This is a genomic window from Legionella antarctica, assembly GCF_011764505.1.
GTDB classification, from domain to species: Bacteria; Pseudomonadota; Gammaproteobacteria; order Legionellales; family Legionellaceae; genus Legionella; species Legionella antarctica.
On the sequence record NZ_AP022839.1, the window covers coordinates 733,426 to 747,498 of the forward strand.

Genomic DNA, 14,073 nt, shown 5'->3' on the forward strand with positions numbered 1-14,073 from the left:
TAGCGAATCATTTCAAATAAAACAGTTAATAGATGCTTAGGTATCCTGTCTCTTGAATTAAAGAGGGTTTCGAGTAAAATTCTTGTGGTCTTGGTAGATGGTATTTAAAAGCCAGGAAAAAATACGATTTTTCCTGATATTTTTTTGATGCGCTAAGAATGGTTAAGATTAAAAAATACCTCATCAAATAAAACAGGTGATATTTATCTTTTCTTTCGCTGGCTCGCCTTCAGCTACATTAGGGGCGGTTGCTTTCCATTCTTAAATTAACCTACTATCGCATCATATTTGTGATTTATTTTCGAATCATTGGAACTATATGAAAACTGTTTGCGTTTATTTGGGGGCTCAATTTGGTAATGTTAATGAGTATAGTGAAGCGGCAATTTTATTGGGTAAGCTAATAGCTGTTGATGGTTTTACTCTGGTTTATGGTGGTTCAAGTTTAGGGATGATGGGGCTTCTTGCCAATACTGTAAAAGAAAATGGTGGAAAGGTGGTGGGAATAATTACTCATCATCTGATTGACCAAGAAAAACCGCTAAAAATATTAGATGAATTACATATTGTAGACTCCATGCAGCAACGAAAGGCCATGATGCAAAAAATATCTGATATGTTTCTTGTAATGCCAGGCGGCCTTGGGACACTGGAAGAGGCAATTGAGACATGGAACGCAATAAAAATTGGAGAATTATCAAAACCCATAGGTTTTTTAAATATAAAAGGATATTTTGATGGGTTGTTTTCATTTTTAAATTCATGTGAGCAAGCTGGATTTCTATCTAGTCAGGTTATTAATATCCCTGTTTCAAGATCGAATATTCAGTTGCTTTGGAATGAAATGTTTGATAAATACAAAGCGGTCAGCGATTAAATACAAGTTAAAACAATTATTTTTCGGTAAAAATCACCAATGCTTGAGCGATTGCTCATATATCAGAGATTAACGTTCTTTGAGTCGCTGCCTGGGCGGATTCAGAAATTTATTCGAAGGCCTGACTCACATTGCATCATGATGGTCTAAGTGTTTAAAGGGGAAGCTTCTTGAAGATTGAGGTGTTGTTTATATAGAGTAATGAGTTTATTCATCCTCATTTTTAACCCAATAATCGGCGGGGCCACCGCCAGGTGTTGGCCTGGTTGATAATGGGCTTAGCTTATAAATGGATCCTTTCTCGTTGCTACTGGATCCGCTAGATTCTTTTTTTCGATTTGCAAGGATAGTTTTGTTTGCCGTATCAATTAAAATTTTATCTTTAAACAGTAAGAGTAAATCGTCATTATGTAACGTATTATCATCCTCAAATTTACAAACGACAAATAGAGTGGCATCATTTTGATCATTAAATTGAGCAATGGTTTCTCTTTCTAAAGAATCCATGGTTTTTATCATGACTTGGTAAATAAATGGAGCTGCATTGTTAAAATCACTAGTACCGTCTGCGTATTTGGCATGGGTAATAGAGAGGTTTTCTTTGTTTAATGCATGCAATAGTTCATAGTCATCATATAGCCTATAGATGGTTTTTTTTCTCTCCAGATCGTCTATAGATGATTTTTTTGTCATAAAAAAACGCGCATCATTTAACTCATTAAACTCAGCGATGAATTTTTCTTCGCCTCTGGCATAATGTCTGGTAATTTTATAGTTCATGTGACATCTCAATTAAATAGTATTAAAATCTGATAGCTGGTTTGTAGAGAGTTCAATAGAGGCTCTTCTGTTAGAGGTACCTTATCAATATCATTTAATAAATTAAACCTATTTTTATTAAATGATTTAATTAGATAAGGTGAGTCGTAGGGTATGTTACTGCTCTGGGGCCATACAGCGCTCCAGATTGCAGCTGTTGATTTCCTGCGAGGAGAGTCCTTAAAGTATTTCAGCAGTGTTTATTTAATAAATTTAGCAAAAAGATAACCTATGCCTGCTGCAATCATTACTGAAGTAAGTGGTTGCTTTCTGATAGAGTGAGCCAGGGAGTCAATTGAATCCTCTATATAATCTTCTGCTTGAAATAGTTTTACCTTACCTGAATCGTATAAATCAGATGCAGTATCACTAATTTTTGCTGCTAATTCGTCAGCTTTGGGTTTGGTTTCAGTATATGCCTTTGACGCCTTTTCTTTAGCAGTATCATATAAAACATTAGCCTTATCTTTTATTTCCTTTGCATTGTCATTGAAGTCGGACATGATGATTCTCCTTGACTATTAACTTCTGGTGCAGCATTCCTTAAAATTTTCTGCACTATAATTAAGCATATTAGATTTTGGGGCGATGTCAAATCGGAAAATACTGTTTGAAAATCTTTGCCATACATTTTGAGTGCGTGCTTGTCACATCGCAGTTACATCTATTCATCGGGACTTCTCTGAGTAGCGCTTAATCCTCCACAAATAAGTTAAAGGATTACTCTTGGATTCTCCGAACGTTGACCTATTTCTTCCTGGACGTTATTTTGCATAATCAGGTTAATCATACATCTTGGGAAAGGCCGTGATTGGTAAATTGCGCCAGGTTTTTCCATGTGCAAACAGTCTCCAACGTTTTATATCTCTGTTGTGCTGTCATGTTTAAGACCAAAAAATTTATATTGATTCCCTTTGCCGACCTTGTTAGAGTTTTGATGGTGTTTTTGCAACTCTGTTTCGGTTTGTCAGGTTTCAGGGCAAGTTGTGGGTCCTTGCGATGCACAATTGGGGCTCAATTTAATGAACCAGAGGGTGTTATTTTAAGCCCCCTTGGTAGACATGCATATATAAGTAACGCAGGAAGCAAGTCTGTAACTCTCTGTGATGTTCGAGAAGACGGAACGGGCTTATTGGAAAACTGTGCGGTTACAGCAGGCATGTTTGATGGTACTGGTAATATTGGCTTAAACTCTCAGGGAACATTAGCATTTGTTCCTGATGAAGTATTACAACAATTATTTGTTTGTAATGTGTCACTCCCAACGGGGCGGTTATCCGGATGCATACCATCTCAGGGTACAGGCTTTGTCGGTCCGTCCGGCGTTGAGCTGCATAGATAGGCGTTATGGTATAAACCCTCTCACCTCTGTGTTCGTTCTACGGCATTCCCCCCAGAAAAAAGGCACCCTTGGATGAGCGTTAGTGTAAGTTGTTTAATTAACATCAACATCAATGTTCTTCGTTTGATTTGGAGCAAAAAATAACCCGGTTCAATCAGGGGATAGCTGTCTTTGGCTTTGTTTCCCAACTCAATTAGCTATTGTTTTTTGAACAGAATTAAAACCAGGATATAGAGGACAAAAATATGAGTATAGTGTATTATAACCAACCAATTTTATAATTCAGCAAATGATGATTATCTCTGATTTAATGAGTGCCAAGCTGTCCAATCTTGAGAATAAGATAACGGATGAACCCAAGGGAGCATTAAGTTCACCCCTTCGTCTGATTGTTTGGGGAATAAATCTTGGCCACGTTCAAGGTGAAGAGGCTGAGTTGCGTCAATTGATTCTGTCATACCTTACTGATCCAGCCGCTATAGGAATCATAAATAAAGCAGGTGAATATTCAACCAGCGTCATAAGTGCACTCCTTTATAACTTTTCTGGTTTTGGGCGTACTGCTGAAGTAAAAGCTAATATCCTCAGTGCATTTCGTATACTTTTTGAAAAAAATCCATGCTCTATTATGTCGCATGTTTTGGTAGAACTCGAAGAGGGGGAGGGGAAAACTGTTACTGAATCAGCAATTGAAAGAATTGGAAATTTCAATCTTCAAGAAGAGCTTGAGCCCGAGTTGTTATTTTTTATAAAAGAGCATGCTTTAAATCTAAACGAAATTGAATTGAGGAGATTAGTTTATGGGATACACAATAATCCAAGACTGATGCAACAAGTGACATTATCCTTGGGACATGTCGATTCATCCTGTTTTGAGAGAAATGGGATGCCTGCAGATAAGCTGGAACATTCCATATTGAATCATTGGTTTTCAGACCATCGTGGTGATTTGGCGTTTTTTTTCCATGATTTTCCTGTAATTGAGATGTGGCGATTATTTATGGATGGGGATCAACAAAAAAATGGATGGAGATATTATGAAGCACGTGAAAAGGGATGCATTAATCAACTATATCAAGGTTGGGTTTATATCAGACAAACAATGAATATGCGGTTAACCCCAGATTATTTTAAAACCATTCATGCTATTTGTGCTAAAGGTATGTAAATCAGCATGCAAAAATGACCCCCTTTTAGGGTAAATCAGCATCCAATTTTGACCCTCTAAAATCGAGTAAAACGTGTACTCTAGATTTTAATAATCTAGAGGGAATTAGAGGATGTTGATCATGGAAACAGAAGCAAAAATTAGGCGCATGTTTCATGTGCAAAAATTAACTATTGCGGAAATTGTTCGCACAACAGGATTATCGCGTAATACAGTTAGACGGGTAATCCGAGCAGAAAAGTCTGGGAAAAATTATCAACGCTCCATTCAACCACTACCTGCACTGAATATCTTCAAAGAGACGTTGGTATCATGGTTGAACAACGACCACAAGTTATCGAAAAAGGAACGCCGTAGTGCAATGAAGTACTACACTCAACTAAAAGAAAGTGGCTATTGCGGTTCTTATGATAGTGTCCAGCGTTTTGTTAAAGTATGGCGCTGTACGAGTCGAGAGTCATTAAAAGCCTATATTCCACAATACTATCATCCCGGAGAGGCCTATCAGTTTGATTGGAGTGAAGAAACTGTAGAGCTTGCAGGCGTTGTTCAAAAAATCAAAGTAGCTCAATTTCGTTTAAGCTACAGCCGTAAATTTTTTCTTGTAGCATATCCTCGAGAAACTCAAGAAATGTTATTTGATGCGCATAATTTAGCCTTCAAATTTTTTGGTGGCTTAACGCTAAGAGGTATTTATGACAACATGAAAACGGCGGTAGATAGTGTTTTCAAGGGTAAGGAGCGTGCTTTTAACCGGCGATTTTTGGCATTAATGGATCATTACTTAATTGAACCTACAGCCTGCAATCCCGCAGCCGGATGGGAAAAGGGGCAGATTGAAAATCAAGTTGATAATGTACGTGACTGGGTATTTAAACCACGTCTTAAATATGAAACCTTGTCGTTATTAAATGAACATCTTCAGCAGCAATGCCAATTATTGGCCGAGAAAAGGCATCACCCAGAACAACAAGAACTAACTGTTGACGCTGTATTTCAAGAAGAAAGAACTCATTTTAGAGCGTTAAATCATCCATTTGATGGGTATAAAGAAGTTTCAACTCTAGTACATTCAACCTGCTTGATTCATTGCGATAGAAATCGTTATAGCGTTGATTGTGCCTATGCCAACCAGATGGTGACGCTCAGGATATACGCATTAACTATAGAGGTATTTTCAGGTAATGAGTCCATCGGTTGCCACCAACGCACCTTTGGCCGCAATAAAACACTGTTTAATCCATGGCATTATTTACCTTTACTGGAGCGCAAGCCAGGGGCATTACGCAATGGTGCTCCATTCAAAGACTGGCAATTACCACCAGCCATTTTAAAAATCAAAAGCATTCTCATGAAGCGCCGTGGTGGTGACAGAGAATGCGTTGAGGTGCTGTTGGCAATGAGTGAGCATGGCATTGAGGCGGTGAGTGTAGCCTGTGAATTAGCGCTAACAGAGCAGGTGGTTAGCCGTGATTATATTCTTAATGCGTTGCATCGATTACGGCCTACAGCACTTCCTCAAGCAACGACAATGCCCGCTGGATTAATCTTAAAGGAAGAACCCACAAGTAATTGTCATAAATATAATTTACTCTTAACGGGAGCAAATCATGCCATTCACTAAATTATCTGAGTTGCTTAAGATATTAAAATTACAAGGCATGTTAGATAGGTTGCTAGCCTATGAAGAGTCGAAGCCTTTGGTGAAACTAACTCATTATGAGTGGTTATCTATGCTATTAGAAGCAGAACAAATAACACGCAAAACGCGTGCTATTAATTATCAACTGAGTGTCGCAAAATTCCCGGTCAATCGTAATTTAAGCCAATTTGATTTTACGCAACATCCTGTTAATGAAGAAGAAATAAGTTTATTGCACGCAGGGAGCTTTGTTGATGCTGGGCGCAATATTATTTTTGTGGGTGGCACGGGCTCTGGTAAAACGCACTTAGCTATTGCTATAGCAACTAATTTAATTAAGCAAGGAAAGCGGGCTTGTTTTTATAATGTTGTTGATCTGGTCAACAAATTAGAACAAGAAAAAAAACAAGTTAATACAGGACGGCTAGCTAATCGCCTGCAAAATTTTGATGCTATTGTCCTGGATGAGCTTGGATATTTACCATTTTCTGAAGCGGGCGGAGCTCTGTTGTTTCATTTAGTTAGCAAATTATATGAAAAAACATCATTAATCATTACAACAAACTTAAATTTTGGTGAATGGCCAAAGGTGTTTTGTGATACAAAAATGACCGCAGCCATGCTGGACAGATTGACTCATCATTGCTCTATTGTTGAGACTGGAAATGAAAGTTATCGCTTTAAAAATCGAAGCTAAAACAGTAAAGTAAATAATCAATGTGATATGTTTTTGAGGGTCAATTTTGGATGCGGTTTGAGGGTCAAAATTGGATGCTGATTGACACTAAAGGTATCCTATGGGACTGGGAAAAATCTGCGGGTGAATATAGGGAATATGGTGCCTCATTCGGTGTTAGCACCAATTCGATGTCTTTTCTTGGTTATTTGGAACAAATGCAGACTTTAAACGACCTTTGCTCTTTAAAAAGACATCCCAGGTTTGGCTTTGATGTGGAAAGCAAGATAAGCACTGATCAATTAGACGTAACTATTGATGGTTTTATTAAAGAGTATGAGTCAACCATTTTTGCTCATCCCGAAGATCCTCACGCTATATTGCGGTCTATCATTCTATTTTGTAAAAAATTAGTACTTATTCACCCTTTCAGTGATTGTAATGGACGATTGTTTTGCAATCTCATTTTAAACCGTGAATTAATTAGAAATGGATTTTCTCCTACATTGCTGGATAACCCCAACCGTATAGATGGATACAGTTTAAATGAATCCATATTTGAATTGATAAGAGGGATGGATAGTTTTCAGTTTCTTAAAAAAGAAGGACTGTTTAAGGACACTATAAGGACCAGTAAGCTAATGCAAACAGAATCTTACCCTATCCAGGATATTTGGAATTTATTTGAACAATCAAAAAATAAGACTGATGGGGTTTCTGGACGTCTTGATCGATATGGCATATTTGTCGTGCCGAAAGAAGATACTACTGTTATTGAAACAGACAGTTTTAACCACTCGTTATCATAGAGGATTCTACTCATTGTTTTGATTGAACGTGTGATATAAAAATTTATATGCAAACTGTTAAAAAGCGTAAAATCCTGGATGCTGTTTCATTAAATGAAAAAAATAATGAAATCCAAAATTCTCTGAATTTAATGTAGTGGAAATTGTTGTGTCGCACATTTTCTGATAGTCATTATGCCAGGTTTTGTGAACCAATTTTCTAACGCATCCATAGTAAGTGCCCCTGCAGCAGTTCCCGTAACCTACTCAACAGTGCGCCAGTACTGCATCCCAACTATTTTATTTCGTAAACTTTTTTGCTATTTTATCTTTAATTTAAAACTGAATGATAGAATGTCCAAAGATGTTACCAATAAGAAAATTTTTGTCTGCAGTTGGGTTGATCACTGTAGTTCGTAAAGAGTTTCAGAAAATCAAATCTCCCCGTGATGCTGCGCCAGGGAAAAATGTTATTTCGTTGACGGATTGTTTGATGTCTGCCTTTGCGATGTTTAATCTCAAGTACCCTTCATTACTCCAATTTGATAGGAGTCACCGACTGGATCCCCAAGTTCAACATAATTTAGGAACTCTTTATGGCATTGAACAGATCCCTAGTGATACGTACATGCGCGAGCGATTGGATGAAGGAGCCCCATCTACTCTGCGTAAAGTCTATAAGCGGTTATTTGCCTTTCTTCAAAGAGGGAAATCCCTGGAATCTTATCGTTACCTAAACGGTCGTTATTTACTGGCTGGGGATGGAACTGGATTTTTTGCATCCAATGTAATTCATTGCGACCAATGTTGTATTAAGCATGATCACAAATTATCTGTAGTTTTAACCACAAAGCAATCTATTACCGACCTATCTCTGAAAGCACGTAGTTATATTTTAGCTAATCCACTACGAACATATTTTGCATTATGGTATATAGATGACCACAAAAAAATTACTTTGATTCCAATTAAAGATATCGATAGTTTGCCTACATTGCTGCATGATAAAAAAATGTATAAGGAATTATCAAAAGAAGTTAAGGCGGAAATAGAGCTGGCCATCAAATCCTATCATTATGCTCGATTTCCTGACGAGAAGGTCTCGTATTACCACAATATGTATTGCGCAGCCATAGTTCACCCGGATAAAAAAGTGGTTATTCCATTTGTACCAGAACTTATCATGAAAGAAGATGGCGATACTAAAAACGACTGTGAACGCAACGCTTCCAAACGGTTATATAGGGATTTGAAACGAGAACACCCACACTTAAAAGTCATTGTCGTTGAAGACAGCTTGGCTTCAAATTACCCTCACCTCAATGAGCTTAAAAACCTGGATATGCAGTTCATAACGGGTGCTAAAGAAGGGGATCACAAAGCACTATTTAAATGGCTCAACGAACATGAGTGTATTACTTATGAGCACAAAACAGAAGACGGGGTGACGCACAGTTACCGTTATATTAATGGCGCACCACTCAATACAAGCCATTATGATTTTAAAGTAAATTTCATGGAGTACTGGGAAACAAATAAAAAGGGTGGCAAGCAACATTTTAGCTGGGTCACTGACATAACGATTACCAATAACAATGCTTATGACATTATGCGAGGAGGACGTGCGAACTGGAAAATAGAAAATCCCATATTTAATACACTCAAAAACCTAAACTACCACTTTGGTCATAATTTTGGACATGGATATAAAAATCTCTCGACCATGCTAGCCTTATTGATGATGCTCGCTTTCTTTGTTGATCAGGTTCAGGAGCTTTGTTGTAATATGTTCCAAAAAGCACTAAAAATGCGCCAATCAAAAATTGGTCTCTGGGATAAAATGAAACGCCTATTCAGTGAATATTTTGTTGATAATTGGAATGATTTATTTAACGCAATTATTCATGGGCAGGAGAAAATCAAACTTAATCCCATTAATACCTCATAGCATCTTATTTTTGAACACGGCTATTGTTTTGGTTTTAAATGAGTTTTTGAGTTTTGATAACGATTAGTGCTTGTTTTGCAATCAGATGATTTGTGAATTGCTTGTTGCTGCCCATGAGGAATAGATAGGGAATATTCTATTACCTATCGGTGGGGAGAAACTGGTAGCGGGAACCGCTGGTGCCCCTGCAAAATGAAAGAAGCCTAAAAAGGAGGAAGCTGTTTAATCAAATCAAGAAAAAACTCTTAATTTTAGAGGTAAAAGTCTCAATTATAAATCATTCTTTGTACTGCTCTGTATGTAAGCGCCAAAGCAACCCCATCTACACAGGACAAGTGAATTAACTCAAACTCCTTTAAATTACAAACAAAGGAGACATGAGTATGAGTTCAAATCGACAGGCCTATTGGTCAGAGCAAAACAGCCTCTGGGAATCAAGTGGATTAGCGCAACCAAAATTTTGTGAACAACAAGGTCTGGTATATAAGCAATTTGTTTATTGGCGCGGAAGACTTAATAAAAAGATCTCCGGGAACGCTGAGCCGAAGCTGTTGAAGGTATCAACGACCCCAGCACGTGAACTATCCCAAGTTAAAGCTGCGCCGACATCCTGTCTGGAAGTTATCCTACCTACGGGTATTAAATTGCACATTAAAACTGAAGCAGACATCAGCAAAGCCAGTGCGCTTATCCAGCTATTAGGCGATGCACGATGATATCATTTGACCAGCAGCAGATTTATTTATACAGCCAGCCCATAGATATGCGCAAATCAATTAACGGCTTGAGTTATATTATTAGTGACCTATCGAGCCATATAGTACAAGATGGTTCACTGACTCTATTCTATAATCGGGCTCGTGATAAAGTGAAGTTGCTGTACTGGGACAAGAATGGCTTTGTCCTGATTTATAAACGTCTGGAAAAAGGCCGGTTTAAAATCATAAAATATGATGAAAATATGGATGTTGCAACACTTGATAACAAGCAATTAAGTTGGTTATTGGCAGGCCTTGATTATGACCTGATGGCTCAGAATAAAGCCCTTGATTACAGTGGTTTTTATTAATGAAACGTGTTGGTTTTATTGGGTCAAATGATGGTTTGGCCACTGGTTTTTTGGTATAATAAGCCCATGAAAAAGACCAATTACATCACTCAAAAAGACTCCAAAACCATGGAACAAATGGTGGCTGATTTACAGCTGAAATTGGTCGAGTCCGAGAAAAAACACCAAGAACATATTCAATCAAAAGACATTATTATTTCTGCGCTGCACCAGCAGTTCCCGTAACCTACTCAACAGTGCGCCAGTACTGCATCCCAACTATTTTATTTCGTAAACTTTTTTGCTATTTTATCTTTAATTTAAAACTGAATGATAGAATGTCCAAAGATGTTACCAATAAGAAAATTTTTGTCTGCAGTTGGGTTGATCACTGTAGTTCGTAAAGAGTTTCAGAAAATCAAATCTCCCCGTGATGCTGCGCCAGGGAAAAATGTTATTTCGTTGACGGATTGTTTGATGTCTGCCTTTGCGATGTTTAATCTCAAGTACCCTTCATTACTCCAATTTGATAGGAGTCACCGACTGGATCCCCAAGTTCAACATAATTTAGGAACTCTTTATGGCATTGAACAGATCCCTAGTGATACGTACATGCGCGAGCGATTGGATGAAGGAGCCCCATCTACTCTGCGTAAAGTCTATAAGCGGTTATTTGCCTTTCTTCAAAGAGGGAAATCCCTGGAATCTTATCGTTACCTAAACGGTCGTTATTTACTGGCTGGGGATGGAACTGGATTTTTTGCATCCAATGTAATTCATTGCGACCAATGTTGTATTAAGCATGATCACAAATTATCTGTAGTTTTAACCACAAAGCAATCTATTACCGACCTATCTCTGAAAGCACGTAGTTATATTTTAGCTAATCCACTACGAACATATTTTGCATTATGGTATATAGATGACCACAAAAAAATTACTTTGATTCCAATTAAAGATATCGATAGTTTGCCTACATTGCTGCATGATAAAAAAATGTATAAGGAATTATCAAAAGAAGTTAAGGCGGAAATAGAGCTGGCCATCAAATCCTATCATTATGCTCGATTTCCTGACGAGAAGGTCTCGTATTACCACAATATGTATTGCGCAGCCATAGTTCACCCGGATAAAAAAGTGGTTATTCCATTTGTACCAGAACTTATCATGAAAGAAGATGGCGATACTAAAAACGACTGTGAACGCAACGCTTCCAAACGGTTATATAGGGATTTGAAACGAGAACACCCACACTTAAAAGTCATTGTCGTTGAAGACAGCTTGGCTTCAAATTACCCTCACCTCAATGAGCTTAAAAACCTGGATATGCAGTTCATAACGGGTGCTAAAGAAGGGGATCACAAAGCACTATTTAAATGGCTCAACGAACATGAGTGTATTACTTATGAGCACAAAACAGAAGACGGGGTGACGCACAGTTACCGTTATATTAATGGCGCACCACTCAATACAAGCCATTATGATTTTAAAGTAAATTTCATGGAGTACTGGGAAACAAATAAAAAGGGTGGCAAGCAACATTTTAGCTGGGTCACTGACATAACGATTACCAATAACAATGCTTATGACATTATGCGAGGAGGACGTGCGAACTGGAAAATAGAAAATCCCATATTTAATACACTCAAAAACCTAAACTACCACTTTGGTCATAATTTTGGACATGGATATAAAAATCTCTCGACCATGCTAGCCTTATTGATGATGCTCGCTTTCTTTGTTGATCAGGTTCAGGAGCTTTGTTGTAATATGTTCCAAAAAGCACTAAAAATGCGCCAATCAAAAATTGGTCTCTGGGATAAAATGAAACGCCTATTCAGTGAATATTTTGTTGATAATTGGAATGATTTATTTAACGCAATTATTCATGGGCAGGAGAAAATCAAACTTAATCCCATTAATACCTCATAGCATCTTATTTTTGAACACGGCTATTGTTTTGGTTTTAAATGAGTTTTTGAGTTTTGATAACGATTAGTGCTTGTTTTGCAATCAGATGATTTGTGAATTGCTTGTTGCTGCCCATGAGGAATAGATAGGGAATATTCTATTACCTATCGGTGGGGAGAAACTGGTAGCGGGAACCGCTGGCGCTGCACCATCAGCTCTTTGTATTAAAAAACGCTAAATTTGGCCGAAAAAGCGAGAAGCTTGAAGAAGACAAACAGCTGGATTTAGGCTTTGATGAAGCAGAACTGTTGAGCTCACAAGATGTTACATCTGAAGAAGTTATTGAAACCAAAACCATTACGATTAAAAAGAAAAAACCTGGCCGCAAGCCACTCCCCTCAAACATGCCTTATATCGAGCACATTCATGACATCAATGATGCAGACAAACACTGTGCTTGCGGTTGTGCCTTAACACACATTGGCAATGAAACCAGTGAGCAACTTGATGTATTGCCTCAAGTCACTTATCGCGTGATTCACATCAGAAGAAAATACGCCTGCAAGTCATGCGAAGATACTATTAAAACAGCCAAGCCACCTAAACAACCTTTTCCAAAGAGCATTGCCACGGCAGGTCTTGTGGCAGCGGTCATTGATGCTAAGTTCAACCGTCATTTACCTCTATATCGCCAAGAGGATATGTTTAAAAGCATGGGCGCTGAGATTAGTCGTACTAATTTGGGTAACTGGGTGGTAAAAGCTGCCGAGCTGCTCAAGCCCATCGTTGATAAAATGGTGACACAAATACAAAGCTATGATGTAGCCTATGCTGATGAAACCGTACTTCAAGTCCTTAATGAACAAGGCAAGTTATCAACCAGCACCTCCTACATGTGGCTTTTTGGTGGGGGTCCACCAGATAAGCGCTGTTTTGTTTATCAATATCATTCGAGTCGCCAAGATGCGATTGCCAAGCAGTTCTTTGATTCGTTTGAAGGCTATCTTCATGCCGATTGCTACAGTGCTTATGTAAATCTTGATAAGTCGCGCATTAAGCATGTTGCTTGTATGGCGCATGCCAGACGTTACTTTGTTGATATTGTCAAAGCCACTAAAAACAAACCCGGTATTGCTAAATCAGCGGTTGAGTGGTTCGCGAAACTTTATGCTATTGAAAAGCGCTTAAAAGAAGACAAGGCAACAAATGAGCAAGTTAAACAGGCACGAATGACTGAAGCCAAGCCGATTTTAAGTGAGTTCAAGCAGTGGTTGTTAACACAACAAAAAACCACCTTGCCAAAGTCGCCACTCGGAAAAGCACTTTTTTATTCAATAAAGCACTGGGATAGTCTCACGCAATACATTAATGATGGTCGGCTTGAAATAGATAATAATCGTTCTGAACGCGCCATCAAACCCTTTGTGATCGGGCGGAAAAATTGGTTGTTTAATACATCAACTAAAGGTGCTGATGCTTCGAGTATTCTCTTTTCTCTAGTGCAAACATGCAAAGAGCATAGCGTGGATGTCTTTGCTTACTTTAAATTCGCGCTTGAGAGTGTCGCCAAATGTAATAATGAGCATGATATTCAACTCTTATTGCCCTACAACGTCAACCCAGAGTTACTCAAGGATCAAAGAATCATTCCTGTTTTACAGTATGAAGACAAGTAGGTCTTTGGTTTGGCGCTTACCTCTGTATCGATTTTCCTTGGTTTTTTGCGTTCTTTTTTGAAGGGGTGACTGCAAAGCGGCCTTGTTCTTCTAATCTATCAATAAAGGCCTGTAAATCATATCCCTTATCAGCAAGAACGATGGTATCGCGCTGTTCTTTTAGACGTTCTGCCTCTGA

14 protein-coding genes and 1 pseudogene are annotated in these 14,073 nt (G+C 38.2%); 12 read left to right on the plus strand and 3 right to left on the minus strand.

From position 1 onward, the window contains the following. Positions 1-319 precede the first annotated feature (319 nt). Entirely contained in the window at positions 320-877 is a 558-nt protein-coding gene (locus HRS36_RS03640; protein ID WP_173236286.1) for an LOG family protein, read from the plus strand. A 207-nt stretch (positions 878-1,084) separates the two neighbouring features. Here HRS36_RS03640 and HRS36_RS03645 read toward each other — a convergent pair whose 3' ends face one another. Further along, entirely contained in the window at positions 1,085-1,657 is a 573-nt protein-coding gene (locus HRS36_RS03645; protein WP_173236287.1) for a hypothetical protein, read from the minus strand. A 239-nt stretch (positions 1,658-1,896) separates the two neighbouring features. After that, positions 1,897-2,199, minus strand: coding sequence for a hypothetical protein (locus HRS36_RS03650; RefSeq protein WP_173236288.1), 303 nt, complete (start codon positions 2,197-2,199; stop codon positions 1,897-1,899). Positions 2,200-2,576: 377 nt separating this feature from the next. Between HRS36_RS03650 and HRS36_RS03655 the strand changes: the two genes are divergently transcribed. The 11 genes from HRS36_RS03655 (at position 2,577) to tnpC (ending at position 13,895) form a co-directional block, all read left to right on the plus strand. Continuing rightward, positions 2,577-3,038, plus strand: a complete 462-nt coding sequence (locus HRS36_RS03655; protein ID WP_173236289.1) for a lactonase family protein — start codon at positions 2,577-2,579, stop codon at positions 3,036-3,038. A gap of 289 nt (positions 3,039-3,327) precedes the next feature. Next, positions 3,328-4,206: a hypothetical protein gene (locus tag HRS36_RS03660; RefSeq protein ID WP_173236290.1), complete on the plus strand. Its 879-nt coding sequence runs from the start codon at positions 3,328-3,330 to the stop codon at positions 4,204-4,206. A 112-nt stretch (positions 4,207-4,318) separates the two neighbouring features. After that, on the plus strand, positions 4,319-5,830 hold the full coding sequence (gene istA / locus HRS36_RS03665) for an IS21 family transposase (protein ID WP_197933184.1): 1,512 nt from the start codon (positions 4,319-4,321) through the stop codon (positions 5,828-5,830). Next, a complete protein-coding gene (gene istB, locus HRS36_RS03670; RefSeq protein ID WP_173235816.1) occupies positions 5,817-6,545 on the plus strand; it encodes an IS21-like element helper ATPase IstB in 729 nt (242 codons plus the stop codon). The genes istA and istB overlap by 14 nt, the downstream gene beginning before the upstream one ends. Before the next feature lie 74 nt (positions 6,546-6,619). Continuing rightward, the gene (locus HRS36_RS03675) at positions 6,620-7,333 is read left to right on the plus strand and encodes a hypothetical protein (RefSeq protein WP_173236291.1); all 714 of its coding nucleotides are present in this window, start codon (positions 6,620-6,622) and stop codon (positions 7,331-7,333) included. 343 nt (positions 7,334-7,676) lie between these two features. Continuing rightward, positions 7,677-9,260 carry a hypothetical protein gene (locus tag HRS36_RS03680; protein WP_173235428.1) on the plus strand — a complete coding sequence of 528 codons (1,584 nt, stop codon included), beginning with the start codon at positions 7,677-7,679 and terminating at the stop codon, positions 9,258-9,260. A 383-nt stretch (positions 9,261-9,643) separates the two neighbouring features. Continuing rightward, positions 9,644-9,976 (plus strand): IS66 family insertion sequence element accessory protein TnpA, encoded by a 333-nt coding sequence (gene tnpA, locus HRS36_RS03685; RefSeq protein WP_173236269.1) that lies wholly within the window; start codon positions 9,644-9,646, stop codon positions 9,974-9,976. Next, complete coding sequence (gene tnpB / locus HRS36_RS03690; protein ID WP_173236292.1) at positions 9,973-10,329, plus strand: IS66 family insertion sequence element accessory protein TnpB; 357 nt, start codon at positions 9,973-9,975, stop codon at positions 10,327-10,329. Before tnpA ends, tnpB begins: the two co-directional genes overlap by 4 nt. A 27-nt stretch (positions 10,330-10,356) precedes the next feature. Continuing rightward, positions 10,357-10,554 (plus strand): hypothetical protein, encoded by a 198-nt coding sequence (locus tag HRS36_RS03695; protein ID WP_173236293.1) that lies wholly within the window; start codon positions 10,357-10,359, stop codon positions 10,552-10,554. Between the two features lie 102 nt (positions 10,555-10,656). Next, on the plus strand, positions 10,657-12,240 hold the full coding sequence (locus tag HRS36_RS03700) for a hypothetical protein (RefSeq protein WP_173235428.1): 1,584 nt from the start codon (positions 10,657-10,659) through the stop codon (positions 12,238-12,240). A 182-nt stretch (positions 12,241-12,422) separates the two neighbouring features. Continuing rightward, a complete protein-coding gene (gene tnpC / locus HRS36_RS03705; RefSeq protein ID WP_226905621.1) occupies positions 12,423-13,895 on the plus strand; it encodes an IS66 family transposase in 1,473 nt (490 codons plus the stop codon). Positions 13,896-13,912: 17 nt separating this feature from the next. Here the strand turns inward: tnpC and HRS36_RS03710 are convergent. Beyond that, positions 13,913-14,067 (minus strand): annotated as a pseudogene (locus HRS36_RS03710) (transposase); the annotation flags it as partial. Between the last annotated feature and the right edge of the window lie 6 nt (positions 14,068-14,073).

What these genes read in the sequence shown, in the direction of transcription:
- tnpB (WP_173236292.1), top strand. Translation starts at nt 9,973, where the DNA reads ATGATATCATTTGACCAGCAGCAGATTTATTTATACAGCCAGCCCATA.
- HRS36_RS03700 (WP_173235428.1), top strand. Translation starts at nt 10,657, where the DNA reads ATGTTACCAATAAGAAAATTTTTGTCTGCAGTTGGGTTGATCACTGTA.
- HRS36_RS03640 (WP_173236286.1), top strand. Translation starts at nt 320, where the DNA reads ATGAAAACTGTTTGCGTTTATTTGGGGGCTCAATTTGGTAATGTTAAT.
- HRS36_RS03660 (WP_173236290.1), top strand. Translation starts at nt 3,328, where the DNA reads ATGATGATTATCTCTGATTTAATGAGTGCCAAGCTGTCCAATCTTGAG.
- HRS36_RS03645 (WP_173236287.1), bottom strand. Translation starts at nt 1,657, where the DNA reads ATGAACTATAAAATTACCAGACATTATGCCAGAGGCGAAGAAAAATTC.
- tnpA (WP_173236269.1), top strand. Translation starts at nt 9,644, where the DNA reads ATGAGTTCAAATCGACAGGCCTATTGGTCAGAGCAAAACAGCCTCTGG.
- HRS36_RS03680 (WP_173235428.1), top strand. Translation starts at nt 7,677, where the DNA reads ATGTTACCAATAAGAAAATTTTTGTCTGCAGTTGGGTTGATCACTGTA.
- HRS36_RS03650 (WP_173236288.1), bottom strand. Translation starts at nt 2,199, where the DNA reads ATGTCCGACTTCAATGACAATGCAAAGGAAATAAAAGATAAGGCTAAT.
- HRS36_RS03695 (WP_173236293.1), top strand. Translation starts at nt 10,357, where the DNA reads ATGATGGTTTGGCCACTGGTTTTTTGGTATAATAAGCCCATGAAAAAG.
- istA (WP_197933184.1), top strand. Translation starts at nt 4,319, where the DNA reads ATGTTGATCATGGAAACAGAAGCAAAAATTAGGCGCATGTTTCATGTG.
- HRS36_RS03675 (WP_173236291.1), top strand. Translation starts at nt 6,620, where the DNA reads ATGCTGATTGACACTAAAGGTATCCTATGGGACTGGGAAAAATCTGCG.
- HRS36_RS03655 (WP_173236289.1), top strand. Translation starts at nt 2,577, where the DNA reads ATGTTTAAGACCAAAAAATTTATATTGATTCCCTTTGCCGACCTTGTT.
- istB (WP_173235816.1), top strand. Translation starts at nt 5,817, where the DNA reads ATGCCATTCACTAAATTATCTGAGTTGCTTAAGATATTAAAATTACAA.